Source organism: Mycobacterium sp. NPDC050041, from assembly GCF_049541695.1.
Lineage (GTDB): Bacteria > Actinomycetota > Actinomycetes > Mycobacteriales > Mycobacteriaceae > Mycobacterium.
The window spans coordinates 844,765-869,051 of record NZ_JBMVDG010000001.1 but is presented as its reverse complement, the minus strand read 5'-3'; the positions used below and the strand labels follow the sequence as shown (position 1 = coordinate 869,051).

The window sequence follows — 24,287 nt, the reverse complement described above, 5'->3', positions numbered from 1 at the left end:
GGCTGCCCTGTTCTCATCCGGGTCACGTCGCGGTCAACATCAGATACTGGGCGGCGGTGCGCTGGTGGAGATCCTCGAGCTGCTGCGACGACAGCGACGCCACATAGCGGTCGACGCTGAACCGGCACTCGAAGCGGGGCGAACCGGTTTTCGGTGCGTCGGGAGGAACCTCGCCGTTGTCGACGCAGTGGGTGGCGGGCAGGCCGGGAACCGGTTCGAGGTCCGTGCGTCGGGGGTTCGGTTCGCGCGAGGATTCGGCGAGCAGCCCGTCGAGCAGAGCAGTGCTGTCCGCGGGCTGTTCGGTCCGGTACAGGGTGTCCAGTGCGTTGGCCACGGTCGTGACGTGCGCTTTGTCGAACAGTGCGCCCGAGACGATCGGGTCGGTCGAGTAGTGCAGCGCGCCACGGGGATTCCACGAGCCGTGCACCACCGTGAGGTCGCCGGGCGCAACGGGGACGGCCAGGGCGAGTACGCCGTCGGGATCGACCGGAAGCTTCGAGAACTCGTCGGGCGGGGTGGGGACGAACGCGTCGAGGCGCGGCTTCTGCAGGTCGAGTGCGCGTGCAGTTGCCCTGGCGGCCACGTCGGTGTTGACGTCGCGCGCCCTCGCCCAGGTGTAGATGACGAAGACGCCGCGCGGGGTGTAGCTGAACATGCCCAAGCCGCCGGGCACTTCGGTCGACGCGGCCGTCGCATCGGGGTGGCCGTCCAGCGGAACGGGCTGCGACCGCGCCGCCGTCTGCGCCGACATCGTCGCCGCGGCTGCTGCGGCGTCCTCGACCGTGGGGAAACGCATCACCGCGATCTCCAGCGCGGCCAGGGTGGAGCCGGGCGCGTCGGACGAGCGGGAGGTGCTGAATCCGGTGAGGAAGCGATGGTTCGCGGCGATGGTCGGCACCGGCTCGGGTATCGAGGTCACCAGCGCTCTGGGTTCCTTCCAGACCCTGGTGTTCGCATTGATCTCGAGCAGCGAAGGGTCGACCTCCCACGGGCCGACGACGGCGTCGGCCATCCGGTGGGCCTCGATCGCGGCGCCGTTCGGGCCGGCGACGCCCAGTGCAGGCCGCGGGACGGTGGGGTAGTTGCCGGTGTCGAGCGTGACCGCCGGTGGTGCGTCGGGGTCCCTGAGGGCTTGACCCATGACCGTCGGCGCGCAGGCGGTCACCAGCATCGCTGCGGTCAGCCACAACGGCAGTGCCCTGACCAGCATGGTTGTCGGGGCGGCGATCTTCATCCGGCCATCAGCATGGCGTATTGAGCCGAAACGCGTTGATGGGCGTCGGCGAGCTGCATCGCGTTGACCTCGATCAGGTAGCGGTCGGCGACGGCGTAGCAGAAGTGGCCGCCTTGCTCGAGGGCGAGGCAGCGACTGTCGGGCAGGTTCGGCACCCCGTCCGCGGGTGTGCTGGTGGCCGCCAATTCGTCGACGAACGCGTCGGCCATCAGCTGCGCACCGGCCTCGTCGCGGCCCTGGTACAGGTTGGTCTTCGCGTAGGCCAGCAGGTCCATGCCCGCGCGATCGAATGTCGCCGCGGACAGCACCGGGTCGGATTGCAGGTGCAGTGCCCCTCGTCGCTCGTACACGGTCCGCTGGATGAGCGTGGCGTCCTTGGTCGCGATCGGCAACGTCTTGGCCAGCAGGCCGGTGGGATCGATCTGCAGGTCGGCGAATTCTGCAGGGGCCGTCGCCCTGAACTGGTCGATCAGGGGGCCCTGCAGGTCGAGTGTCCTGGCGACCAGAGTCGCAGTTGCGGCCACGTCGACCGCCTGTGCCTGTTGCAGCAGCACGTACGGCCCACGGGGGGTCGCCGATCGCACGGTGGCCCACGCTCGCGGGCCGTTGTTGTGTGTGCTGCTGGTGGCAACGGTCTCAGGGTGGCCAGGAATCGGCATGGGCGTCGCCGGCGAGGTCTGCATCGGTAGTTGGATCTCGCCGGCCACCCGTGCGATCTCGGCGGTCGCTGCGAGGGCGGCGCCGGGATCGGGGAACCGCAGCACGGCGTTGTGCAGGAACGTCTTGTCGTCCTTCGACCGGCGCGAGACGAAGAATCCGTTGACGAACTGGTGGCGCTCGGCGGCCTGGTTGACCTCTTTGAGCATGGGAACCGAGACCTGCCCCGGGAGGAGCACCATCGGTTGCCGGATGTACCCCAGGACCAGGGTCGGATCCACCTCCCACGGTCCGGTCACGTAGTTGGCCATCCGCTGGGCTTCGACGATCGAACCCACCTTGGGATTTCCCGCGGTGCCCAGCGGTGCCGGCTTGGTGGGGTAGTTGCCGACGTCAAGGGCCGCGAGGTCGACGGTGCCGGGCGGCGGGCCCGCCGCGGTGACCGGCGAACCGGTGACCTCGGAGGTGCAGGCGGTCAGCAGCGTTGCGGCGCCCAGCACGGCGAGCCCGACCCGGAGGCCGCCGACCGTCGACCGTTTGACACTCCTGACACACCGCGACCCCACCCACACGCAGGCCACAGTAGTCAGCATTGGTCAGGCTAACCAGCGAACGCGTTGCTACCGGTGACCGGGAGTGAGCACGCCGCGCAGCACGAGTTCGGCGAGTTCGCGCGCCGCGGCGTCGACGTCGCGGACCCGCCGCACGCACACCGCGTACCAGGCACCGCCGGCGATCACGTCCATGACGGTGTCGGCGCCGACGGCGTCGCGGGCCACCCCTGACCTGGCCGCCTCGTTCATCCGCGCGGCCAGCTCACCGCGGGCCGCCGCCTCCAACCGGTCGCTGAGCACCCGCCGCGAATGACGGTCCGCGCGAAGGTCGTTGAGCAGGCCGGGGATCGCCTCGCGCACCGCGGCATCGCCGTACATCCGCATCGCTCCGCGACACAACCGGACGATCTCGGCGGCGAAGTCGTCCTCGGGTTGCTCCGGTCCCAGGTCGGGGAAGAGCGCCTCGTGCACCAGCTGGGCCTTCGAACTCCAGCGCCGGTACACCGCGGGGCGGCTCACGCCCGCCGTTGCGGCGATCAGGTCGATCGTCGTCGCCGCGTAGCCCCGTGCGATCAGCAACTCGCGCGTCGTCGCCAGTACCGCCGCGTCGATGGCGGGATCGCGCCGGGAACCGTGCCTGCGCCGCGCAGCCGCGTTCGCCGTTCCCACGATTCGGCCTCCCACCCAACACCTTTGTCGTTACAGTCTGTCACAACAAAAACGAGGAGGTCCGATGACCACCGAACTGGGCGTGCCACTGGCCGGCGTCGGGCAGGACGGCCGCCACCTCTACACCTGTCCGCTGTGTGAAGCCATGTGCGGGTTGGAGATCCAGGTCGCCGACGGGAAGGTGGCGGGCATCCGGGGCAACCGCGACGACACCTGGAGCCACGGTCACCTCTGCCCCAAGGGCGCCACGCTCGGCGCGGTCCACGACGACCCCGACCGCATCCGGGCGCCGATGATCAAGGTGGACGGGCAGTGGCAGGAGGTGTCCTGGGACGCCGCGTTCCGGCGCTGCACCGAACTGCTCGCGCCGGTCATCGAGCAGTACGGCATCGGCGCGGTCACCGCCTACACCGGCAATCCGCTCGCCCACTCCTTCTCGCTGGCGCGCTACACCGGTGTGCTGCTGGGAATGTCGGGGATGCCGGTCACCTACTCGCCGGGCACCGTCGACCAGTGGCCGAAGAACCTGTCGTCGCACCTGATGTACGGCGGCTGGTGGAGCTTCCCGGTACCCGACATCGAGCGGACCGACCTGCTGGTGGTGATGGGCGCCAACCCGGCGGCGTCGCAGGGATCGCTGCTGGCCGCACCCGACGTCATGGGCATCATCGGCGACATCGGCCGCGTCCTGGTGGTCGACCCCGTACGCACCACGACGGCCGCCCATGCCGACGAATGGCTGCCCGTCACGCCGGGCACCGACGCCGCGCTGCTGCTGGCCGTCGTGCACACCCTGTTCGCCGAGGACCTCGTCTCCCTCGGGGCGATGCAGGATCACGTGGACGGTGTCGACCGGTTGCGTGACGCCGCCGCCGACTGGTCGCCCGACCGGGTGGCCGGCCCGACCGGCATCGGCGCCGAGCGCATCAGGGCACTCGCCCTCGAGCTCGCCACCACCGAGCGCGCGGTGGTGTACGGCCGAATCGGGTTGTGCAATCAGGAGTTCGGCAGCCTGGCCAGCTGGCTCGTCGACGTCGTCAACATCCTCACCGGACACTTCGACGTGCCGGGTGGCGCCATGTTCCCGCGCGCCGCGGCCTGGTCGCTGACCGTTCAGCCGCAACCGGGACTGGAAGGCGGGCTGCCCGAGTTCGGCCGCTACCGCACCCGCGTCCGCGGCGCCAAGGAGGTGCTCGGTCAGGTGCCGGTGTCCTGCATGGCCGAGGAGATCGCCACGCCGGGCGACGGCCAGATCAGGGCGCTGATCACCGTCGCGGGCAATCCCGTGCTGTCGACCCCGGGCGGGCACCGTCTCGACGAGGTGCTGCCCACGCTGGACGCGATGATCGCCGTCGACCTGTGGATCAACGAGACCACCCGGCACGCCGACGTCATCCTGCCTGGCCTCTCGCCGTTGGAGCAGCCGCATCACGACGACCTCATCCTCAACTTCGCGATCAACAGCATCGCGAACTACTCGTCGCCGGTGTTCGCGCCCGAGGACCCCGACCGGCCGCACGAGTGGGAGATCCTGATCCGGTTGACCGGACTGTGCACCGGCACCCCCGCCGAGGACGTCGACGTGGCCGCCATCGACGACGGGTTCTTCGACTACCTGGCATCCACCCAGGGCCTCGACGGCGCCGAGATCCGCCGCCACTACGACCACGGCGGGCCGGAGCGCATCCTCGACCTCACGCTGCGCACCGGTCCGTTCGGCGACCGCTACGGGGAGGATCCGGACGGCTTGACCCTCGAGCGGCTCAAGGCCACCCCCAACGGTGTGAACTTCGGTCCGATGGTGCCGCAGGTGCCCGCCATCCTCGGCACGCCCGACTCCAAGATCCGCCTCGCCCCGCAGTATCTGCTCGACGACCTGCCCCGGCTGGCCGCCCGGATCGAGCGGGCGCCCGACGACCTGGTGCTCGTCAGCCGCAGGCACCTGAGGTCGAACAACTCGTGGCTGCACAACGTGCCGTCGCTCATGAAGGGCAGGGACCGCTGCACGCTGCTGATGCACGTCGAGGACGCCGCGCGGCGCGGGCTGAGCACCGGTGACCGCGTCGCCGTCACCTCGGCCGGCGGCAGCATCGAGGTGCCCGTGGAGGTCACCGACGCGATCAAGCCCGGGGTGGTGTCGATGCCGCACGGCTGGGGCCACGGCAGGCCCGGCACGAGGCTGTCGGTGGCCAACGATTCGCCCGGCGTCAACACCAACGTGCTGTCGCCGCCGACCTTCCTCGACGAACCGTCGGGCAACGGTGCGCTCAACGGCATCCCGGTGACCGTCGCGCGCGCCGACGCCTGATAGGCATTACCGATGGGCAAGAACGAGCGCGGCAAGATCGTGATGTCCGACGCCGAGATCTCCGAGTTCATCGACCGCAGCCGCACCGCCACCATGGCGACGGTGCTCCCCAGCGGGAGGCCGCATCTGGTCGCCATGTGGTACGCGGTGCTCGACGGCGAGATCTGGTTCGAGACCAAGGCCAAGTCGCAGAAGGCGGTGAACCTGCGTCGCGATCCGACCATCACGGTGATGATCGAGGACGGCGACACCTACAACACGCTGCGTGGAGTGTCGATCGACGGGCGCGCGGAGATCGTCGACGACGACCCGGAACTGCTTCTGCGCGTGGGCATCAGCGTGTGGGAGCGCTACACGGGGCCGTACAGCGACGACATGAGACCGTTCGTCGACCAGATGATGAACAACCGCATCGCCGTGCGCGTGGTGCCGGAGCGCACGCGCAGCTGGGACCACCGCAAGCTCGGCATGCCCGAGATCCCGCTGGGTGGTAGCACCGCGCAGTATCTGGGCTCGGCCTGAGGCCTCGCTAGCGGGCCGGCGGCGCGAAGCCCGGATTCGCCAGCGCCGTCGTGGTGGCGCTGCCGATCGGGCCGAGACGGTCGAACATGGCGGCCACCCCCGTGGCGATGCCGTCGTGACTGTGATGGGTCAGAGCGCTGAGGCCGATGTGCGGGCCGTCCGGCAACCGGTTGAGCGAGACCGAGTAGTCGGCGTTGATGAACGGCAGCCCCGTGCTGCCGAAGCTGGTCAGCGAGCTGGCATAGTCGCCGGCGATCGCGGCGCGGGTGAAGGGCGTCAGAGCGACGCCGTCGACCAGCGGGGTGATGTCGCGCAGCCACACCGACTTCGGCCCGCCGTGCTGCCAGCCACTCAGATCGGTACTGGGCCCGCTGTGCTCGGCTCCGGCACCGAAGACCCACAGCAGCATGGTGCGGCCGTCGACGTCGGTGGGATCGGGCGGGATCGGCGGCATCGAGATCGGCATCGTCCACGCGTCGTCGTCGGGCTGAGGACCGCGGCGCAGCAGCAGTGCGCTCGCCCGCGCCACCACGGTGTCGTCCTGCAGCAGTTCGGCGTCGATGAGGTGCAGCCGCCGTCCCCGCCGGACCAGCCGGGTGCGCCCGCGCACGGGCGCCATCGCGACCGGTCGCAACAGGTCCACGGTGAGACGCGCCGGATGCATGTCGTCGTCCGCGGCCGGCTCGGCGTCGACGAGATGCCCGAGCAGGCCTCCGACGAAGTTCCCGCTCACCGACTCACCCCAGGGACCGCGGGCGGACGGGGTGGGGACGAAGGCGTCGCCGTCGCGCTGGAAGTACGCGGACCCGGCGCGGCTCTGTGCTATCACCGCGCCGACCCTAGTGGGCCGGGCTCACCGGCTGGACAGCCAGCGTTTGATGTCCCTGTCGACCGGATCGACCACGTCGGAGAACTCGTCGTGCTTCTCGACGTAGTTCGCGACGAGCTTGCAGACCGGCACGATCCGCAGGCCGGCGTCGCGCGTCTGCCGCAACGCCTCGGCGACCAGGATCGTCGCCAGACCCCGTCCTTCGAACTCGCCGTCCACCTCGGTGTGGGTGAACACCCGCTGCTTGTCGCGGTCGGCGTACTCCGCCAGCCCGACGGTGCGGCCGTCCACCGCGATGGTGAACCTGGTGTCCTCGGCGGTGACGGTGGTGGGTGCCCCGGTCTTGTCAGTGGTCATGGTGTCTCCTTGTCGTCGTCTTCGTCCCGGTCGTCATCTGAGGTTGCGCCGTGGCCGCAGCGTGCCGTTGGGCATCGGCGGCGCCGGTAGCCGGGGTACCCGGCCGCGGTAGCCGTGCACCGTGCCGAAGCGGTCGGATCCGGCTTCCCACGCCTGCCGGTAGGCGGCGATGTCGGCATGGCTGCGGCCGACGAAGTTCCACCACATCAGCAGCTCCTCGCCGAAGGGCGGACCGCCGAGCAGGATCATGCGTGCGGGCCCGTCGCCACGGTTGACGATGCTCAGCTCATGCCGGCCGGCAGGTTGGAACACCATCTCGGCGGCGTCGAGCCGGACTCCCGCCGCCTCCACGTCGCCCCGGTCGAGCAGAACGCCGTGCTCGAATCCGGAGTCCACCTCGAGGACCACCACCGCGCCCGGTTCCAGGTCGAGTTGGGCGCCGAGCAGTGGTGTGAAGGTCGCCACCGGCGAGCGCGCGCCCTCGGCCTCGCCGAGGAAGACCCGCAGGGTGACCCCGCCGGTGGTGCGGGGCCGCGGAACGTGATGGGCGAAGTCGCGGCCGGTGTCGCGGTCGGATTCGGGAAGGGCGACCCAGAGCTGCACGCCGTGCAGGACGGTGGTCGCGGGGGTGGACACCTCGGAGTGGCAGATGCCTGCGCCCGCGGTCATCAGATTGAGCTCGCCGGGACGGACCATGGCGTGCACTCCCGCACTGTCCCGGTGCTCGACCTCGCCGCTGAACAGCCAGCTGACCGTCTGCAGTCCGGTGTGGGGATGCGGCGGCACGTCCATACCGGGTCCGCCGGACACGTCGTGCGGCCCGTAGTGGTCGGCGAAGCACCAGGCGCCGATGAGCGACCGGTCGCGCTGCGGGAGTGTGCGGCGGACGCGCATCGCGCGCGGCCCGCCGAGTGGCACGTCCCGGGGGTGCAGCACACCGGCGAACGGCGGAGCGGCGCAGACGACCTCGGCGGGCGCCGGGTCGGTGTTGCTCACCGTGCCAATCTACGGCGCGGCGACACCTGCCATCGCGGCGCGGATGACGTCGAGGTCGTGGTCGCCGATCGCGAAGACGCCGAACCGGAACTTGTAGCCCCATCGCTGCTTGTTCTCGATGAACTCGAGCTGCTCGATGAGTGGGCGGATCGGCGTCTCCGTGCACTCGAGGAAGTCGACGTTGCGGCGCCACGGCTGCTGGTCGCCGGGCAGCTCGGCCTGGTAGGGCTCGTCGTCGACCACCTGCCCGATCGCCGTGAACGCCTGCAGCGGTTCGCCGTCGGGGTGGGCGGTGCGTGGTGAGTAGAAGACGATCCAGTCACCGCGCGCCATTCTGCGCAGGGCGTGCGGCTTGCCGTGGTTGGCCTGGGTGAAGCGGCCGCGGACGGCACGTTCGACGTGGTCGCGGCTGACGGTGTTGATCCAGTTGGTCATGCCTCGCACGCTAGGTCCCGGGTCCGACGATGACGACGGCTCGGACGAGCGCCCTGTGGATAACTTCCGCGACGTGTGTGGGCCTACCATTCCGGCATGAGCCGAGCCGCCGGCGCGCTGACCGCCGACCAGGTCCGCGGTGCCACCTTCGGGAAGTGTCCGTGGAACCGCCGGGGGTATGACCCGAAGTCGGTCAGCGACCTGCTGGCGCTGGTGGCCCGGCGCCTCGACGGCCGGGGCCATCTCACGGCCGACGACGTGCGGGGTATTCGATTCCCGAAGGCGCCGTTGGGTCGTCGCGGCTACGACGAAGACGAGGTCGACGCCTTCATCGCGGCGCTGCTGACGACTATGGCCGGTCTCGAGGACCGGCCATAGGTCGAAGCTGGGACGGTGCCGCCATGGCGCCTCTCGGCGAGTGGTCGCTCGTAGCGACTGATGGGGTGGAGCCCGGGGCATGCCCGGCACCGTCGGATCATGTAACCGCGGCTGTGCCCGCGCTATTCCGTGGACAGCATTCTGCCCTCCCGCCGCCGTCCCCTCGACGCGGCGGCAGGAGGGCAGAGGGCCGGGCGGTTACGCCGACTCGGGGTAGTACCGGCGGACCGCTCGCACCGGGTATCCATTGCGCTCGGCCAGCGAACGAAGCTGGCGCAGCGCGAAGGTACGGCCGCGGCCGGCCTCCGGGATGACGATGCCGGCCCACAGTCCCTCGGCCTTGGGCAGTTCGACGGCGTCGCGGGCGCACATCCACCGGCGGGGGCACCCGCGGCAGATCGCCTTGGCATCCTCGTCGGCCGTGGTGGTCCACCGCTCGGGGTCGCGGGTGCAGGCTCCGACCGGGATCTCCAGGAAGGTCACGTTGCTCATGGGGTTCGGCTCCTCTGCTGCTCGGCGGTTCTGCACCGCATGAGGAGAAATGTATAGCAACAACCGTAGCGATGCAACAGTTAAGCGAAGCGCGATACCGAAGCGTTGCAACTACCCGCTACGGCTCCATCGAGAAAAGCGTCTGAGCTGGTGATTTGCCCGCCGCTCGGCTGGCCACGCGATACATTCATCGGCCGAACCGTAGCGATTCACTTGGCCACCACGGCAGCAAGGTGTAGCTTTGAAACAGCTGTGACACGTAGTACCCGACCCGAGTCGTAGCGCCCGCTACGGTGACGTCTAGTATTGCGACGTCGGAGCCGCCGCCCACCCCAGCGAGGAATACGCCGTCCAATGACCAATGCGGAGTCGATCGACGAGGCAACGGGAGCGGTCGATCCAGGAATGGTCCGGGCCGGTGCCGCCGCCGCCGCAAGACGGCGTGAGCTCGACATCAGTCAGCGCAGCCTGGCTGCCGACGGCATCATCAACGCCGGTGCGCTGATCGCCTTCGAGAAAGGCCGGAGCTGGCCGCGGGAGCGAACCCGGGCAAAGCTCGAGGAGGTCCTGCGGTGGCCGCCGGGGACCATCGCCCGGCTCCGCGACGGACAGACTCCGGTACCTGACGAGGAAGCCGCACAGACCACCGCCGCGGTCGCCACCACGAGCGACGAGATCCCGCTCGTCGCCCAGGCCGTCGTGACCGCCGTGCACACGCTGGCCTCGGCCGCGGACGCACTGCCACCGATCGACGATCCCCAGTTCACGCCGCGGGTGTCGGCCATCCTCGCGGACCTGCGGCAGCTGGAGTCGGTCGCGGCGCGCGCGGCTCGGATCAGCAGGGTGACCCCGGCGTTGATCAAGGCGTTGAGCTCGGTCCGTGGGCGCATCGACGATCTCACGATGCTCGGCGCGACGGCACCGAACGCCACCCTGGGCCAGCGGCTCTACGCCGTCCGGCGCCGCGCCAACCTCACCATCGGCGAGACCGCACAGGCCGCCGGAGTCAACGAGGCGGACATCGTCTGCGCCGAGGCCGAGGAGCCGGTACCGGGTTCGGCGGTGAGCGCCATCGAGCAGCTGATCGACCAGCTCGCTTGAGGTACCGGACGCATCGACCGGCGCCGCGATGAGAGCGCGCCGCCGGGGTGACCGCCTACTAGTCTTGTCTGCGAGTTCAGCCGACCGAGACACATGCCCGCACGTTCTGCGACCCGACCGGGGTCACCATGGGGGGTTGTGAAGTGAAGACGAGCCGGGCCGAGGTGCCGTCATGACGTGGCCGCCGCCGCCTCCGACGCCGGATCCGTGGGAATCGCAGACGGTTCCGCCGGGCGAGCCGCCGCCGCCCTACGACGAACCGGACGCCGTCGTGCCGGATCCCCGGTCGTTCGACGGTGGCTGGGAGTCGTCGGCCGGTGCGCGCGTCGGCCAGACCGCAGAACCACCGTTCCCGGTGCCGTCGTTCGATCCCGATTGGAATCTCGGCGGCGAGACCCCGGCGCACGCGGACGCCGCCGATGTCGTACCGGCCGCCGCGCAGCCGGCGCCTGACCCCGAGGACCGCACCGTCACGGCGCCGCCGGCCTCCGGTGATGCGTGGGAAGCGCCGAGCGATCCCGTGATCCAGCCGATGGCCCACTTCGAAACGCCCGCTGTCACGCCAGGCTGGGAGACGCCGGGCGACCCGGTCGTCCAGCCGGTGGTCGACGCCGGACACGCTCACCGCTACGAGCCCCGCTGGGATGACGCGGGCGCACCCGGCGCGGAGCCCGCCGCCGGTCCACCGCCCGAATACGTTGCGGCGGAAGGCCAATGGTCAGGCCTGTACCACGCGCCGCCTCCTGTCATGCCACGCCCGAAGGGGAACGCCGTACCGCTGCGCGTGCTGCTCATCGGCGGTGGCGCACTGCTGGCCGTCGTCCTGGTGGTCGTCGTGGCGATGTGGCTGTTCAAGCCGTCGCCGGCCGCCGACACGACTGCGGCCACCACCTCCGAGCCCGCACCGGTCGACACCGAGGCCCAGGACAGGCTGCTGCGTGCGGTGCCCCGCGGTTACGGGCCGCAGGCCTGCGAGCAGACGTCCGTATCCGGTGGGGCGGTGGCCCGGGTCTCCTGTGCGAAGAACACCGATCCGGGTGGTCCGGACACCTCGACCTACACGCTGTATCCCGATCGCGCCGCGCTGGACGCCGCCTTCGCATCGCTCGTCGCCTCGTCGCAGGTGGTGGTGTGCCCGGGGCGGATCCAGTCACCGGGCCCATGGCGGCGCAACGCCACTCCGGACAAGGTCAGCGGGACGCTGCTGTGCGTGCTCGACCAGAGCCGGCCGACCGTCAGCTGGACCGATGTCGACGAGATGTTCATCGGCACAGTCGAAGCGGGACCCGGCGGGCCGTCTTTCGACCAGCTCTACTCATGGTGGGCCGCGCACTCCTGAGCGTCGAGGGCAGCGAAATGCGATGAGGGCGGCCGCAGTGCGGCCGCCCTCGTGCGATGGAGCTGGATCAGGACGTGGCGCCCTGATTGCTGGCCGGAACGGCACCCGGCGGAACCACGACCGGCGACGGCGCGACGCCCTCGCCCGGAAGCGGTGTGCCCCCGCTGCCTGCCGGCGGGGCCACCTGGGACCCGGCCGGGATCGGCGCCACGGGAGCACCCGGTGCCGGAGCGGCCGGTGCGGGAGCGCCCGCAACACCGGGAGCGGCCGGCGTTCCGGCGGGAGCCGGCGCGCCCGCGGGCAACGGCGTACCCGCACTGCCCGCGGGAACCGGCTGGGTGCCTGCGGGAACCGGCTGGGTGCCTGCGGGAACCGGAGCACCTTCCGGCAGCGGCGTTCCCGCGCTACCCGCAGGCAGCGGAGTGCCGTCGGGGCCGACGGCGACAGGGGTGCCCGACGAGCCCGGCGCGGCGGGAACGACCTCGTTGCTCGCCGGAGCGGGCGTCAGTTCCTCGCCGTCGGCGGTGGCCGGCGCCTCGTCGGCGACCTCGGCGGGAGCCGTCGAGCTGCCCGAGGGGTAGTTCGAGGTGTCCGGCGCCGACTGCGGCGCGGCGGGCGGCTCGTCCCACACCAGGAGGTCACGCCCACCGGCGTTGTAGACGACGGTGTCCGGTGCGGGACCGGTCACGTCGAAGTAGATCTTGCCGCTGGTCTCCTGGCCCTGCGCAATGGTTGCCGGATTGACACCCTGCGGGGTGGCGACCTGGAACAGCGCGCGGTAGTTCTGGCCGTCCGCGGCGCGGGCGTTGAAGTTGGACACGATCGGCGTCGCCGGTCCCGCCACGGCCTTGTCGGTCGCGGTGGCTTCCCACAGCGTGCCGCGCACCTGGTAGGGAATGGTGTCCGAGCTGGGCTTGAGGCCAGTCACCGTCCAGTGCTGCACGACGTTGCCGTCGCGCAGTTCGGCCTGGTTGCCCAGGTCCTGAGTGCTGACTCCGGCGGTGTCCGCGCCCGCGATCGGTGCGGCGATGACGCCTGCGGCTCCCGCAGCCAAGGTTGCTGCGGCCAATGCATTACTGATGGTCGTGATCTTCAAAGTTGTTCACTCCTGAGTCGTCCGAATGCCGACTCCCCCGGTCTTAGGGAGGTCACAGAATCGAAGTTAGCAGGTCGCCAGGCACGCGGGCACCCCCGCCCGCCGTGAACGCTGCCCCAACGGACGCGGTCCGACAGGTGCAGAATTCCGCGAACGCGCCCCGTCACCACCACTTTCGGAGGCAGGCGATGCTTGCTGGCGAACGTTCGTCAGCCGCGGTCGCGGATCCGATCGTCGTGAGTCGGAAAGTGCGAGGCGAGGATCGCGGCGATCTCCAGGAAGCGCCGACGGGTCGCCTGGGACATCTCGCTGGTGCGGTCGATGACGCCGCCGGGGCGCAGGTGTCCGTCGAACGGCACCTCGACCACCGCCTGGCCCTGGCCGGCGAACTGCTGGGCCAGGATCGAGCGGGTCCGCTTGTCGGCGTGGCCGTCGGAGTCGTTGAGTACCACGACCGTGCGCTGCAGCAGACCGGTCAGCCCGCGGTTGGCCAGCCAGTCCATCGTCTGGCCCGCGGCGGCGGCGCCGTCGACCCAGGGCGAGGACACCACGATCAGTGCGTCGAGGTCACGGAGCACTTCCTGGGTGACCGGGGAGTCCATCGTGGAACTGCAGTCGACGATCGAGATGGAGAAGTACCGGTCGAGCCGCGAGGTGGCCTCGCGGTAGATCGCGGGGTCGAGCACCCGGCGGCGGGCCGGGGTGGCCTCCCCGGCGAGCACGAACAGGCCGGCCGCGTTGTTGCCCACCCTGCTGCGGACGTCGGCGAACGAGTCGAGGTGCTGATCGCTGGCCAGTTCCCAGTACGAGCCCTGTGCCTTCGGGTCGACCCGGCTGCCCAGTTTCCCGAACGCGGTGTCGGCGTCGATCGCCACCACCCGGTCGTCCTGGCGGAGTTCGGCGAAGATCGAGCCGATGCTGGCAGACACGGTCGTCTTCCCGACGCCGCCCTTGCCCATCACGCCGACCTTGTAATGGCCGCGCAGCGCTCCGCGGATCTTCGCCTCCAGTTCGGCCTGACGCAGTTCGTCGGCCGAGGGACCGGGGTTGATCGCGCCGAAACTCGCGCGGTAGACGAGCCGCCGCCAGCCGCGCTGGGGAGGCGTCCGGCGGGCGGGCACCAGGTCGTTGACCCGGATGCGGTCGGCGTAGGACCCGCTCGGCGGCGGCGCCGAGATGCGGGCGTCCGGACCGTAGGGGGCAGCCGGCCACGGGCGCGGCACCGCACCGGGCGGCGGTGGTGCCGGCTGGCCCGGCGGCGGTGACCCTGGCTGACCCGGCGGCGGTGACGCCGGGGCGGGCGGACGGGCTTGTTGCCAGTTCGGTCCCGGTGGCGGCGGGCCCCAACCGGGTTCCGGCCGGTGCGGCGCGGGCGGGCGGGCATCGTGGGCCGGCGGCGGCGGCGGCGGCGCGGCGGCGTGCGGTTCGCGGAAGCTGGTGCGGGGACGGTCGGGTTCCCGGATCGGCTCGGGGCGGGCCTCGTCGGCGGCGGGCGCCGGCGGCTGGTCGGCAGTGTGCGGAGCAGGCTGATCCGGGGTGGTCGGCGAAGGACTGTCCCTCGGCGGCAGATAGTCGACGGGCGGCCGGCGCGAGGCCGGCGGCTGGGGCGGCGTCCTCGGACCCGTCGGTCCGGTGTCGGGCTCGAAGTCGGTCTCCTCCGGGCCCGTCCAGCCGAGCTCTCGCCGCAGTGCGTCATCGCGGTCGGTCACTGCAATTACTCCTCCGGAAAACTTCAACGACGCGGTCTTCGGCCGCTTCCCAGTATCAACTACCCGCGCCGCCTTCCGCCGTGGCAGCGGAGCCGCGCTGGCCAGCAAATACAGCCATTTGGCATGTTTTGGGAGGTGCGGCCCGTCTGCGGGAGCGACGGACGACCACCGGATCACGCACCCGCGGCACGCCGCTCCGCCCGGTGCCCGGCGGTCACCCGGGCACCGCCGCTGCCGCCGAACGTTCGCTGACGCATGTGTCTATTCCGTTTGATCGGCCGAACCATGTGGTCAAGGCCATTGCTGTAGCATTGCCGAGAATATTGACGGGCCGGGGTCACGCCCTGTGAATTCGTGCGTTGGCGGTGTCGATTTCGCTGGTACGCTCGCATGCGGTAAAGGGGGTCGGGTCATATGGGTACGCATGCCGAAGTCGGCACCTCTGGCAAAGTTCTCGATGTCGCCGCCCGCAGTGGCGCAGGGAAGCCGGAGTCGCCGAACACCGCGGTTGGGCCGCCCATGGCCGTCGTTGCGGTCCACCCGCCGCGCCGCGCCGGAGTTCGCGGCGGCGAACTCCCAGGGTCGCGGCGATGACGGCGGGCACGAACACCACCCACGTCGACGACGTCGTCGGCGTCGAGGTGACGATCGACGGCATGCTGGTCATCGCCGACCGGCTGAACCTGGTCGACTTCCCGGTGGCACTCGGCATCCGGCTCAACATCCCGCAGCCCGACCTCCGCGAGATCGTCTGGGAGCAGGTCGCGCGGGACCTCACCGCCCAGGGCGTGCTCGACATCTACGGTCAGCCGCATCCCGAGGTCGCGGCGATGGTGGACACCCTGAGCCGGCCCGACCGCGTCCTCGAGGGTCGCTGGTGGCGCCGCGATCTCGGGGGCAAGATGGTCCGCTTCGTCGTGGTCCGCAAGGGTGAACGCCACGTCGTCGCCGCCCGGGACGACGAGATGCTGGTGCTGCAGCGCATCGCGCCGCAGGTCGGCCTCGCCGGAATGGTCACCGCCGTGCTCGGCGCCGCCCAGGCCGCGAACGTCGAACCGCTCACCGGCGTGGCGGCCCGGCTGGCCGAATGCCGCACCGCCGAAGCGCTCACCGCACTCGGCGTACCTGTTGCGTCGGCCCGCGTCTACGCCGAGATCATCAACGAGCCGGCCAGCTGGGTGGAGATCACCGCCACCGAGCGCCATCCCGGCGGCACCAACACCACGGCTGACGTCGCCGCCGGAGTGCTCGACTCCCGGCAGGGACGCATCGTGTCGATTCCCCGGCGCGTCAACGGCGAGCTCTTCGGCTCCTTCCTGCCGGGAACCCAGGACAACCTGCAGCGCGCACTCGAGGGTCTGGTCGAGTTCCTCCCGTCGGGCGGCTGGTTCGAGAAGACCGACCCGGACAGCCCGTTCGCGGATTGAGGAAGGCCTACATGGGGGGTGACACTCCACCACGCGACGCCTCGGACGACTACGACGGCCTCGCGGCAATCGACTACTCGTCCGACGCGGGTGCTGTCGACGAGGCCGATCTCGCGGCGCTCGTGGACTACCTGCCCTCGGGCGGGTACGGCGACGACAGCGATGACAGCGACGATCAGGATGCTGTCGAGGCGACGGTGTACGTGCTGGGCACCCCCGACGCCCCCGACTCCGACGAGGCCGGCCCGGCCACCGGGTTCACGGTGACCAACCCGCCAGGAACGGTCACCGTCACGGCGTTCCTCGACGGGCGCATCCAGCAGGTCGAGCTGTCCCCGCGGGTGGTCGGCATGACCGAGGCCGACCTCGCGGAGGAGATCGTCGTGATCGCCGGCCTGGCCACCACGGACGCCCGTTCCGCCCAGTTCTCCTTCATGCTCGACGGCATGCGGGAGCACGGCCACAGCGACGTGGCCACCCGCGACTTCCTGACCAGGGACCTGGAGCTGCCCAGTCCGGAGCAGGCCGACGCCCGGCGGGCCGAGGTGTTCGCGACCCGTTATGAAGGTAGCCATGAGTGATCATCTGGCGGGCCTCTTCGGCAGCGCGGTGGGCATGCTGCCCACGTCCCCGGCACGTGCCCTCGAACTCTTCACCGAGATCACGAATCACGACGAGACCGCGTGCGACGCGTGGGTCGGGCGGATCCGTTGCGGTGACCGTGAGCGCGTGACGCTCTTCCGGGCCTGGTACTCGCGGTCGAACTTCGGCAGGTTGGCGGGCGCGGCCGAGGTCCCGATGAATGCCCTCGGCGCCCGGGTCGGGATCGGTGGCATCTTCGGCAAGGACATCAGCTACCCGGTGGTCTCGCCGTTGGCGCTGACTCTGGGCTTCGCCGTGCAGGAGGCGTCGGAGGGCAATTACGCCGATGCGATGGAGGCGCTCGAGAACGCGCCCGCCGCGGGCGCCGAGCACCTGGTCTCGTGGACCAAGGCGGTCATCCTGGCGTCCGGCGAGCGCTGGACGGACGTGATCGAGCAGGTGCGCACCGCGGGCAGCTGGCCGGACAAGTTCCTGGCCGCCGCGGCGACCGTCGCACACGGCGTTGCGGCCGCAAATCTCGGCCTGTTCACCGAGGCGGACCGCCGGCTCACCGAGGCCAACGGCACACCGGTCGGCGAGGCCTGCGCCGCGGCGATCGCCTGGTACCTGGCGATGGCGCGGCGCGCACAGGGCAACCAAGAGTCCGCCAATGTGCTGCTGGAGTGGTTGCAGGCCAACCATCCTGAGCCGAAGGTCACTGCGGCGCTTCGTGATTCGAACTACCGCCTGGCGACGACGACGGCAGAGAAGATCGCGGCGCGCACCGACCCGTGGGATCCGGCGAGCGTGGTCGCCGACACGTCGGGCCGGGAGAGGCTGCTCGCCGAGGCGCAGGCCGAACTCGACCGGCAGATCGGCCTCAGCCGGGTGAAAGAACAGATCGTGGCCTACCGTGCCGCCACCCAGATGGCGAAAGTCCGTGCCGCCCGGGGGATGAAGGTCGCGCAGACGTCCAAGCACATGATCTTCACCGGTCCGCCGGGCACCGGCAAGACCACCATCGCCCGGGTGGTCGCCAACATCCTGGCCGGCCTGGGCGTGATCTCCGAGCCGAAGTTGGTCGAGACGTCCCGCAAGGACTTCGTCGCCGAGTACGAGGGCCAGTCGGCGGTCAAGACCGCACGCACCATCGACCGCGCCGTGGGTGGCGTGCTGTTCATCGACGAGGCCTACACGCTGGTGCAGGAGCGCGACGGACGCACCGACCCGTTCGGCACCGAGGCGCTCGACACCCTGCTGGCCCGCATGGAGAACGACCGGGACCGGCTGGTGGTGGTGATCGCCGGCTACAGCGCCGACATCGACCGTCTGCTGGAGACCAACGACGGCCTGCGGTCGCGGTTCGCGAACCGGATCGAATTCGACTCGTATTCGCCGGATGAGATCGTCGACATCGCGAAAGTCATTGCCACCGCCAATGACTCGATGCTGAGCGACGAGGCCGCCAAGCGGGTGCACGAGGCGGCCACGCTGCTGAGCCAGCGGGCGCTCGGCGGCAAGCCCGCGCTGGACATCGCAGGCAACGGCCGGTACGCACGCCAACTCGTGGAGGCCGGCGAGCAGAACCGCGACATGCGGCTGTCCCGCTCGCTGGACTTCGATGACCTGGGGGTCGAACAATTGAGTGAGATCGACGGCGAGGACATGGCCTCGGCGATCGCAGCGGTGCACGCCCGACTGAACATCAGCGGCTGACATGGCGGGTTTTCGGCTCACCACCAAGGTGCAGGTCAGCGGCTGGCGATTCCTGCTGCGCCGGGTGGAGCACGCGATCGTCCGCCGCGACACCCGGATGTTCGACGATCCGCTGCAGTTCTACAGCCGCGCGGTGTCGGCGGGCATCATCATCGCGGTGCTGATCTGCCTCGGCGCCGCCCTGCTGGCGTACTTCAAGCCGCTCGGAAAGCGGGGCGGCGACAGCCTTCTGGTGGATCGCGCCACGAATCAGCTCTACGTGGTGCTGCCTGGCAACGGTCAGCTGCGGCCGGTGTACAACCTCACCTCGGCGCGGCTGGTGCTCGGAAGTGCCGGCACGCCGGTGGCGGTCAAGTCCGACGAGCTGAACCGGCTGTCCAAGGGGCAGCCCATCGGCATCCCGGGCGCCCCGTACGCCACCCCGGTCGCCGGTGCCGCCGAGTCGATGTGGACGCTCTGCGACACCGTCGAGAAGCCGGAGAGCGCGAAGCCGACGGTGCAGACGTCGGTGATCGTGCGGCGCCTCGCGCTCGACTCGACGGTCGCCCCGATGCGAACCGATCAGGGCATGCTCGTCACCTACGAGGGGGCCGACTGGCTGATCACCGCCACCGGAAGGCACTCCATCGATCTGGCGGACCGTGCGGTCACGTCGGCGGTGGGGATCCCGGTGACCGCCAAGGCCGCGCCGATCTCGGAGGGCCTGTTCAACGCGTTGCCGAACGTGGGACCGTGGCAGCTGCCGCAGATCGCCCGCGCCGGTGAGCCCAACACCGTTGGCCTGCCACCGAATCTGGTGATCGCGTCGGTGTTCAAGACAGTGACGGAGAAGGGCGAACAGCACTACGTGGTGCTGCCCGACGGCGTGGCGCGCGTCAACGACCCCACCGCTGCGGCGTTGCGCGCCACCAACTCCTACGGGCTGATCGAGCCGCCACCGGTCGAGGCGAGCCTGGTCGCAGGCATCTCCGAACAGGTCTACGTGTCGCCGTTGCCGGACAAGGCGCTCGACATCCTGCTGCGCGGCGAGGATCCGGCGCTGTGCTGGTCGTGGGAACGGGTGCCGGGCGATCAGGCGCCGAAGACGTCGGTGATCGCCGGTCGCCGCCTCCCGGTGCCCGCGTCGGCTCTCAACACCGGCATCGAGCAGATCGACGGCGATGCCACGGTCTACATCGACGGTGGCCAGTACATCCGGCTGCAATCACCCGACCCCCGCTACGGCGAGAGCCTGTACTACATCGACCCGCAGGGGGTGCGGTACGGCCTGCCCAACGAGGACACGGCGAAGAACCTCGGGCTCTCCGCTCCGCAGACCGCGCCGTGGCAGGTGGTCAAGCTGCTGGTGGACGGGCCGGTGCTGTCCAAGGAGGCGGCGCTGCTCGAGCACGACACCCTGCCGCCGAACCCCAGTCCGCGAAAAGTCGAGGGCGGCGCCGGATCTCCGGCACCGGCTTCCGGAGGTGGCCCGTGACGACGAAGAAGTTCACCCCGACCATCAAACGGGGGCCGCGGTTGACGCCGGGTGAGATCAACGTGACCCCGCCGGACGACCTCGGCATCGAGATCCCGCCGTCGGGGGTCCAGCGGGCGCTGCCGTGGGTGATGGGCGGCTGCATGCTCGGCATGATCGCGATCATGATCTTCACCGGCGTGCGCCAGCTGTCGCCGTACATGCTGATGATGCCGCTGATGATGGTGATGGGCACGGTCGGCTTCATGGCGGGCGGCGGCTCGGGTGGCAAAAAGGTGCCCGAGATCAACGCCGACCGCAAGGAGTACCTGCGGTACCTGTCGGGGCTGCGCACCCGCGTCACCTCCTCGGCCGCCGCGCAGGTGACGTTCTTCAACTACCACGCGCCGCATCCCGAGGATCTGCTGTCCGTCATCGGGACGCACCGGCAGTGGTCCCGGCAGTCCAACGCCGACTTCTTCTCCTCCACCCGCATCGGGATCGGCTCCGAAGCCGCCGTCGACCGGCTGCTCAAGCCGAACGTCGGCGGTGAACTGGCCGGCCCTTCGGGTGCCCCGCAACCGCACCTGGAACCGGTCAGCCACATGTGGGTGACGAAGTTCCTGCGCACCCACGGCCTCATCCACGATTGCCCGAAGCTGTTGCAGACGCGCACCTTTCCCACGATCGCCGTCGGTGGAGATCTCGCGGGTGCGGCGAGTCTGCTGACCGCGATGATCTGCCACCTCGCGGTCTTCCACCCGCCGGACCTGCTCCAGATCCGCGTGCTGACGGACAACCCCGAGGATCCGCAGTGGTCCTGGCTGAAGTGGCTGCCGCACGTGCAGCACCAGAGCGACACCGACGCCGCCGGCGCCACCCGGTTGGTGTTCACCCGCCCCGACGGGCTCAGCGATCTGACCGCCCGGGGCCCGCACACCGCGGACGCCGTGCCGAACGGGCCCTACATCATCGTGGTCGACCTGACCGGTGGCCGGGCCGGCTTCCCGGTCGACGGGCGGGCCGGTGTCACCGTGATCACCCTCGGCGCCCACAAGTCCTCCTACCGCATCAAGGTCAATCCCGACGGCAGCGCGGACGACAAGATGCACAACCAGAATTTCCGCCCGGTGCTCCGTGTCGCGGACAGGATGACGCCGGGCCAGGCCGGCCGGTTGGCCCGCAAGCTGGCCGGTTGGTCGATCACCGGGACGATCGTCGACAAGAGCCGGGTGCAGAAGAAGGTGGCCACCGAGTGGCACCAGCTGGTGGGCGCGCAGACCATCGAGGAGGTGACGCCGGCACGGTGGCGGATGTACGCCGACACCGACCGAGACCGGCTGAAGATCCCGTTCGGTCACGAGCTGAAGTCCGGCGACACCATGTACCTCGACATCAAGGAGGGCGCCGAGTTCGGTGCCGGTCCGCACGGAATGCTCATCGGGACAACCGGTTCGGGAAAGTCGGAGTTCCTGCGCACGCTGATCCTGTCACTGGCCGCGACGCACCACCCGGATCAGGTCAACCTGCTGCTCACCGACTTCAAGGGCGGTTCCACGTTCCTGGGCATGGAGAAGCTGCCGCACACCGCGGCGGTGGTCACCAACATGGAGGAGGAAGCCGAGCTCGTCAGCCGGATGGGCGAGGTGCTCACCGGCGAGCTCGACCGGCGCCAGTCGATCCTGCGGCAGGCCGGCATCCAGGTCGGCGCCGCAGGCGCGCTCTCGGGTGTGGCCGAGTACGAGAAGCACCGCGAGCGCGGGGCTGATCTGCCTCCGCTGCCGACCCTGTTCGTGGTGGTCGACGAGTTCGCCGAGCTGCTGCAGAACCATCCGGACTTCATCCAGTTGTTCGACCGGATCTGCCGCGTGGGCCGCTCGCTGCGGGTGCACCTGCTGCTGGCCACGCAGTCGCTGAACACCGGCGGCGTCCGGATCGACAAGCTCGAACCGAACCTCACCTACCGGATCGCGTTGCGCACCACCAGTTCCGCCGAGTCCAAGGCGGTGATCGGCACGCCGGAGGCGCAGTACATCACCAACAAGGAGAGCGGCGTCGGGTTCCTGCGGGTCGGCATGGAGGATCCGGCCAAGTTCCGCAGTGTGTACACCGGCGTCAACTACGTGCCGACGGCACTCATGCAGGACGACGGTGAGGCGAAACCCCGTGCCAGGACGCAGAGTCGGGTGCGGATCCACCAGTTCACCGCGGCGCCCATTCTCGATGCGGCAGGTGCGTCTTCATGAGCATCGGCGAAACCGAACAGCGGGTGCTGCGCGAGGTCGTGCTCGGACAGCTGACGACGGGCGAGATCCGCGCCTATCGGATGTGGCTGCCGCCGCTGACCGATCCGACCCCGGTGAACGAATTGGTGGAGCGTGACTACCAGCGTCAGCCGCTGCGGTTCGGTCTCGGCATCATGGACGAGCCGCGCAGGCACCGGCAGGACATCTGGGGTATCGACGTCTCCGCGGCGGGCGGCAACATCGCCGTGGGCGGGGCGCCGCAGACGGGCAAGTCGACGTTCCTGCAGACGTTGATGCTCTCGGCGGCGGCCACCCACACGCCGCGCCAGGTGCAGTTCTACTGCATCGACCTCGGCGGTGGCGGTTTGATGTACCTCGAGGACCTGCCGCACGTCGGCGGTGTGGCGACTCGCGCCGAGCCGGACCGGGTGAACCGGGTGGTGGCCGAGGTGAAGGCCGTCCTGAGGGCCCGCGAGGCGATGTTCAAGCAGTACCGGGTCGGTTCCATCGCCTCCTATCGAGAGATGCGTGAGGATCCGAACAGCCCGGCGGCCGCCGACCCGTTCGGCGACGTGTTCCTGGTGATCGACGGCTGGCCGGCGTTCGTCAGCGAGTTCCCCGACCTGGAGCCGGTGGTCCAGGATCTGGCCGGCCAGGGGCTGGCCTTCGGTGTGCACGTGGTCATCTCGACGCCGCGCTGGACCGAGCTCAAGGCCCGCATCCGCGACTACCTGGGCACCAAGGTGGAGTTCCGCCTCGGCGACGTCAACGAGACGCAGATCGACCGCATCACCCGGGAGATCCCGTCGAACCGGCCCGGCCGCGCGATCTCGATGGAGAAGCACCACCTGATGATCGGGGTGCCGAGGCTCGACGGCGTGCACAGCGCCGAGAACATGGTGCCGGCGATCTCGGCGGCAGTGCAGCACATCGCCGCCCAGTACACCGACAGCGCGCCGCAGGTGCGAGTGCTGCCCGACAAGATCCATCTGCACGAACTCGACCCGAATCCACCGGGACCCGACACCGACTACCGCACGCGGTGGACGATTCCGCTCGGCGTGCGGGAGTCGGACCTGACGGTGGCCCACAACCGGATGAGCGCGACGCCGCACCTGCTGATCTTCGGTGCGCCGAAGTCGGGCAAGACGACCATCGCCCACGCGGTCGCGCAGGCCATCTGCAAGCGCAACAGCCCGCAGCAGGTCCGTTTCATGGTGGCCGACTACCGGTCGGCGCTGCTCGACGCGGTGCCGCAGAGTCACCTGCTCGATGCGGGCGCGGTCAACCGCAACCACGCGACGCTCGAGGAGTCGATCAAGGCGCTGGCGATCAACCTGAAGAAGCGGCTGCCACCGCCGGACCTGACCACCGCACAGCTGCGGTCCCGGTCGTGGTGGACGGGTCCGGACGTCGTGCTGCTCGTCGACGACTGGCACATGATCGTCGCAGCGTCGGGCATGTTGCCGCCGACGGCGCCGCTGGCGCCGCTGTTGCCCGCGGCGGCGGACATCGGACTGCACCTGGTGGTGACCTGTCAGATGAGCCAGGCCCATCGCGCCACGATGGACAAATTCGTCGGCGCGGCGTACGGCGCCGGTTCGCCGACGCTGTTCCTTTCCGGGGAGAAGTCGGAGTTCCCGACGAGTGAGTTCAAACTCCGGAAACGGCCCCCTGGTCAGGCACTTCTCGTCTCACCGGACGGGAAGGAGGTGGTGCAGGCAGCGTATGTCGATCCCCCAGAGGAATTGGTGTAAGTGACCCCTCCGCGGGGCCGTTAGGATTTGACCCAGAGCAGTACAGCAACGTGGGCGATCAATCGCCAGCAAACAAGTCGAGAACGAAATCACGTAGACAGCAAGGAGTAGGACGCATGGAACCGCTGCAGCACAATCCCGGCGCCATCGGCGTCGGCGGCCAGGTCGTCGCGAACGCCGCCCGCGGCCTGGCAGGTGGCACCACCGCGACGGCCGCCGTGACCGCGCTGGTGCCCGCAGGCGCAGACGAGGTGTCGGCCATGGCCGCCGCGTCGTTCGCCGTCGAGGGTGCCGAGGCGCTCGCCCTCAACGGCTTCGCGCAGGAGGAGCTGGCCCGCGCGGGCGCTGCCTACATGGAGATCGCCGGCATCTACGACGCCGTCGACGCCGCCAACGCCAGCACCCTGTAACCGCAGTTCGCCGCACGTAA

General features: G+C 70.0%; 21 protein-coding genes and 1 pseudogene. 12 read left to right on the top strand and 10 right to left on the bottom strand.

Features of this window, described 5'->3' with window-relative positions:
• Positions 1–22 precede the first annotated feature (22 nt).
• Genes ACPCHZ_RS04230 through ACPCHZ_RS04220 form a run of 3 tightly spaced genes read right to left on the bottom strand, consistent with a single transcriptional unit; the run spans position 23 to position 3,117 of the window.
• Positions 23–1,234, bottom strand: a complete 1,212-nt coding sequence (locus tag ACPCHZ_RS04230) for a DUF7373 family lipoprotein (protein ID WP_423483580.1) — start codon at positions 1,232–1,234, stop codon at positions 23–25.
• A complete protein-coding gene (locus ACPCHZ_RS04225) occupies positions 1,231–2,484 on the bottom strand; it encodes a DUF7373 family lipoprotein (RefSeq protein ID WP_423483579.1) in 1,254 nt (417 codons plus the stop codon). The genes ACPCHZ_RS04230 and ACPCHZ_RS04225 overlap by 4 nt, the downstream gene beginning before the upstream one ends.
• 27 nt (positions 2,485–2,511) lie before the next feature.
• Positions 2,512–3,117: a helix-turn-helix domain-containing protein gene (locus ACPCHZ_RS04220; RefSeq protein ID WP_423483804.1), complete on the bottom strand. Its 606-nt coding sequence runs from the start codon at positions 3,115–3,117 to the stop codon at positions 2,512–2,514.
• 61 nt (positions 3,118–3,178) lie between these two features.
• Here ACPCHZ_RS04220 and ACPCHZ_RS04215 point away from each other — a divergent pair, with 61 nt between their 5' ends.
• Complete coding sequence (locus tag ACPCHZ_RS04215; RefSeq protein WP_423483578.1) at positions 3,179–5,422, top strand: molybdopterin oxidoreductase family protein; 2,244 nt, start codon at positions 3,179–3,181, stop codon at positions 5,420–5,422.
• Positions 5,423–5,434: 12 nt separating this feature from the next.
• Positions 5,435–5,944, top strand: coding sequence for a pyridoxamine 5'-phosphate oxidase family protein (locus ACPCHZ_RS04210; RefSeq protein WP_364977831.1), 510 nt, complete (start codon positions 5,435–5,437; stop codon positions 5,942–5,944).
• A 7-nt stretch (positions 5,945–5,951) separates the two neighbouring features.
• Here the strand turns inward: ACPCHZ_RS04210 and ACPCHZ_RS04205 are convergent, their stop codons facing one another.
• The 4 genes from ACPCHZ_RS04205 to ACPCHZ_RS04190 are packed head-to-tail and all read right to left on the bottom strand — an operon-like array spanning position 5,952 to position 8,561.
• The gene (locus tag ACPCHZ_RS04205; protein ID WP_423483803.1) at positions 5,952–6,770 is read right to left on the bottom strand and encodes an acyl-CoA thioesterase domain-containing protein; all 819 of its coding nucleotides are present in this window, start codon (positions 6,768–6,770) and stop codon (positions 5,952–5,954) included.
• Between the two features lie 27 nt (positions 6,771–6,797).
• Positions 6,798–7,130, bottom strand: coding sequence for a GNAT family N-acetyltransferase (locus tag ACPCHZ_RS04200; RefSeq protein ID WP_423483577.1), 333 nt, complete (start codon positions 7,128–7,130; stop codon positions 6,798–6,800).
• A gap of 33 nt (positions 7,131–7,163) precedes the next feature.
• Entirely contained in the window at positions 7,164–8,126 is a 963-nt protein-coding gene (locus tag ACPCHZ_RS04195) for a pirin family protein (protein ID WP_423483576.1), read from the bottom strand.
• 9 nt (positions 8,127–8,135) lie between these two features.
• Entirely contained in the window at positions 8,136–8,561 is a 426-nt protein-coding gene (locus ACPCHZ_RS04190; RefSeq protein WP_423483575.1) for an EVE domain-containing protein, read from the bottom strand.
• 96 nt (positions 8,562–8,657) lie between these two features.
• Between ACPCHZ_RS04190 and ACPCHZ_RS04185 the strand changes: the two genes are divergently transcribed.
• Positions 8,658–8,939, top strand: coding sequence for a DivIVA domain-containing protein (locus ACPCHZ_RS04185; protein ID WP_423483574.1), 282 nt, complete (start codon positions 8,658–8,660; stop codon positions 8,937–8,939).
• Between the two features lie 198 nt (positions 8,940–9,137).
• Here ACPCHZ_RS04185 and ACPCHZ_RS04180 read toward each other — a convergent pair whose 3' ends face one another.
• Complete coding sequence (locus ACPCHZ_RS04180) at positions 9,138–9,431, bottom strand: WhiB family transcriptional regulator (protein WP_264014862.1); 294 nt, start codon at positions 9,429–9,431, stop codon at positions 9,138–9,140.
• Between the two features lie 354 nt (positions 9,432–9,785).
• Here ACPCHZ_RS04180 and ACPCHZ_RS04175 point away from each other — a divergent pair, with 354 nt between their 5' ends.
• Both ACPCHZ_RS04175 and ACPCHZ_RS04170 read left to right on the top strand, forming a co-directional pair.
• The gene (locus ACPCHZ_RS04175) at positions 9,786–10,532 is read left to right on the top strand and encodes a transcriptional regulator (protein ID WP_423483573.1); all 747 of its coding nucleotides are present in this window, start codon (positions 9,786–9,788) and stop codon (positions 10,530–10,532) included.
• Positions 10,533–10,704: 172 nt separating this feature from the next.
• Positions 10,705–11,871 (top strand): hypothetical protein, encoded by a 1,167-nt coding sequence (locus ACPCHZ_RS04170; protein WP_423483572.1) that lies wholly within the window; start codon positions 10,705–10,707, stop codon positions 11,869–11,871.
• Positions 11,872–11,938: 67 nt separating this feature from the next.
• Here the strand turns inward: ACPCHZ_RS04170 and ACPCHZ_RS04165 are convergent, their stop codons facing one another.
• Both ACPCHZ_RS04165 and ACPCHZ_RS04160 read right to left on the bottom strand, forming a co-directional pair.
• On the bottom strand, positions 11,939–12,967 hold the full coding sequence (locus ACPCHZ_RS04165) for a DUF1942 domain-containing protein (RefSeq protein WP_423483571.1): 1,029 nt from the start codon (positions 12,965–12,967) through the stop codon (positions 11,939–11,941).
• A 209-nt stretch (positions 12,968–13,176) separates the two neighbouring features.
• Positions 13,177–14,676 (bottom strand): MinD/ParA family protein, encoded by a 1,500-nt coding sequence (locus tag ACPCHZ_RS04160; RefSeq protein WP_423483570.1) that lies wholly within the window; start codon positions 14,674–14,676, stop codon positions 13,177–13,179.
• Between the two features lie 590 nt (positions 14,677–15,266).
• Between ACPCHZ_RS04160 and ACPCHZ_RS04155 the strand changes: the two genes are divergently transcribed.
• The 7 genes and pseudogenes from ACPCHZ_RS04155 (at position 15,267) to ACPCHZ_RS04125 (ending at position 24,267) form a co-directional block, all read left to right on the top strand.
• Positions 15,267–16,103 (top strand): ESX secretion-associated protein EspG, encoded by an 837-nt coding sequence (locus tag ACPCHZ_RS04155; RefSeq protein ID WP_423483569.1) that lies wholly within the window; start codon positions 15,267–15,269, stop codon positions 16,101–16,103.
• Between the two features lie 11 nt (positions 16,104–16,114).
• A complete protein-coding gene (locus tag ACPCHZ_RS04150; RefSeq protein WP_423483568.1) occupies positions 16,115–16,684 on the top strand; it encodes a YbaB/EbfC family DNA-binding protein in 570 nt (189 codons plus the stop codon).
• Positions 16,677–18,401 carry a type VII secretion AAA-ATPase EccA gene (gene eccA, locus ACPCHZ_RS04145; RefSeq protein WP_423483567.1) on the top strand — a complete coding sequence of 575 codons (1,725 nt, stop codon included), beginning with the start codon at positions 16,677–16,679 and terminating at the stop codon, positions 18,399–18,401. Before ACPCHZ_RS04150 ends, eccA begins: the two co-directional genes overlap by 8 nt.
• 1 nt (position 18,402) lies before the next feature.
• Positions 18,403–19,875 carry a type VII secretion protein EccB gene (eccB, locus tag ACPCHZ_RS04140; RefSeq protein ID WP_423483566.1) on the top strand — a complete coding sequence of 491 codons (1,473 nt, stop codon included), beginning with the start codon at positions 18,403–18,405 and terminating at the stop codon, positions 19,873–19,875.
• A complete protein-coding gene (gene eccCa / locus ACPCHZ_RS04135; RefSeq protein WP_423483565.1) occupies positions 19,872–22,100 on the top strand; it encodes a type VII secretion protein EccCa in 2,229 nt (742 codons plus the stop codon). Before eccB ends, eccCa begins: the two co-directional genes overlap by 4 nt.
• Positions 22,097–23,874 (top strand): annotated as a pseudogene (eccCb, locus tag ACPCHZ_RS04130) (type VII secretion protein EccCb); the annotation flags it as partial. The gene eccCa and the pseudogene eccCb, both read left to right, overlap by 4 nt.
• Positions 23,875–23,973: 99 nt before the next feature.
• Positions 23,974–24,267 carry a PE family protein gene (locus tag ACPCHZ_RS04125; protein WP_364977798.1) on the top strand — a complete coding sequence of 98 codons (294 nt, stop codon included), beginning with the start codon at positions 23,974–23,976 and terminating at the stop codon, positions 24,265–24,267.
• Positions 24,268–24,287: the final 20 nt, after the last annotated feature.

Coding starts and splice junctions, on each gene's coding strand:
- ACPCHZ_RS04230 (WP_423483580.1), bottom strand. CDS start 1,234: ATGAAGATCGCCGCCCCGACAACCATGCTGGTCAGGGCACTGCCGTTG.
- ACPCHZ_RS04225 (WP_423483579.1), bottom strand. CDS start 2,484: ATGCTGACTACTGTGGCCTGCGTGTGGGTGGGGTCGCGGTGTGTCAGG.
- ACPCHZ_RS04215 (WP_423483578.1), top strand. CDS start 3,179: ATGACCACCGAACTGGGCGTGCCACTGGCCGGCGTCGGGCAGGACGGC.
- ACPCHZ_RS04210 (WP_364977831.1), top strand. CDS start 5,435: ATGGGCAAGAACGAGCGCGGCAAGATCGTGATGTCCGACGCCGAGATC.
- ACPCHZ_RS04200 (WP_423483577.1), bottom strand. CDS start 7,130: ATGACCACTGACAAGACCGGGGCACCCACCACCGTCACCGCCGAGGAC.
- ACPCHZ_RS04190 (WP_423483575.1), bottom strand. CDS start 8,561: ATGACCAACTGGATCAACACCGTCAGCCGCGACCACGTCGAACGTGCC.
- ACPCHZ_RS04185 (WP_423483574.1), top strand. CDS start 8,658: ATGAGCCGAGCCGCCGGCGCGCTGACCGCCGACCAGGTCCGCGGTGCC.
- ACPCHZ_RS04180 (WP_264014862.1), bottom strand. CDS start 9,431: ATGAGCAACGTGACCTTCCTGGAGATCCCGGTCGGAGCCTGCACCCGC.
- ACPCHZ_RS04175 (WP_423483573.1), top strand. CDS start 9,786: ATGACCAATGCGGAGTCGATCGACGAGGCAACGGGAGCGGTCGATCCA.
- ACPCHZ_RS04170 (WP_423483572.1), top strand. CDS start 10,705: ATGACGTGGCCGCCGCCGCCTCCGACGCCGGATCCGTGGGAATCGCAG.
- ACPCHZ_RS04155 (WP_423483569.1), top strand. CDS start 15,267: ATGACGGCGGGCACGAACACCACCCACGTCGACGACGTCGTCGGCGTC.
- ACPCHZ_RS04150 (WP_423483568.1), top strand. CDS start 16,115: ATGGGGGGTGACACTCCACCACGCGACGCCTCGGACGACTACGACGGC.
- eccA (WP_423483567.1), top strand. CDS start 16,677: ATGAGTGATCATCTGGCGGGCCTCTTCGGCAGCGCGGTGGGCATGCTG.
- eccB (WP_423483566.1), top strand. CDS start 18,403: ATGGCGGGTTTTCGGCTCACCACCAAGGTGCAGGTCAGCGGCTGGCGA.
- ACPCHZ_RS04125 (WP_364977798.1), top strand. CDS start 23,974: ATGGAACCGCTGCAGCACAATCCCGGCGCCATCGGCGTCGGCGGCCAG.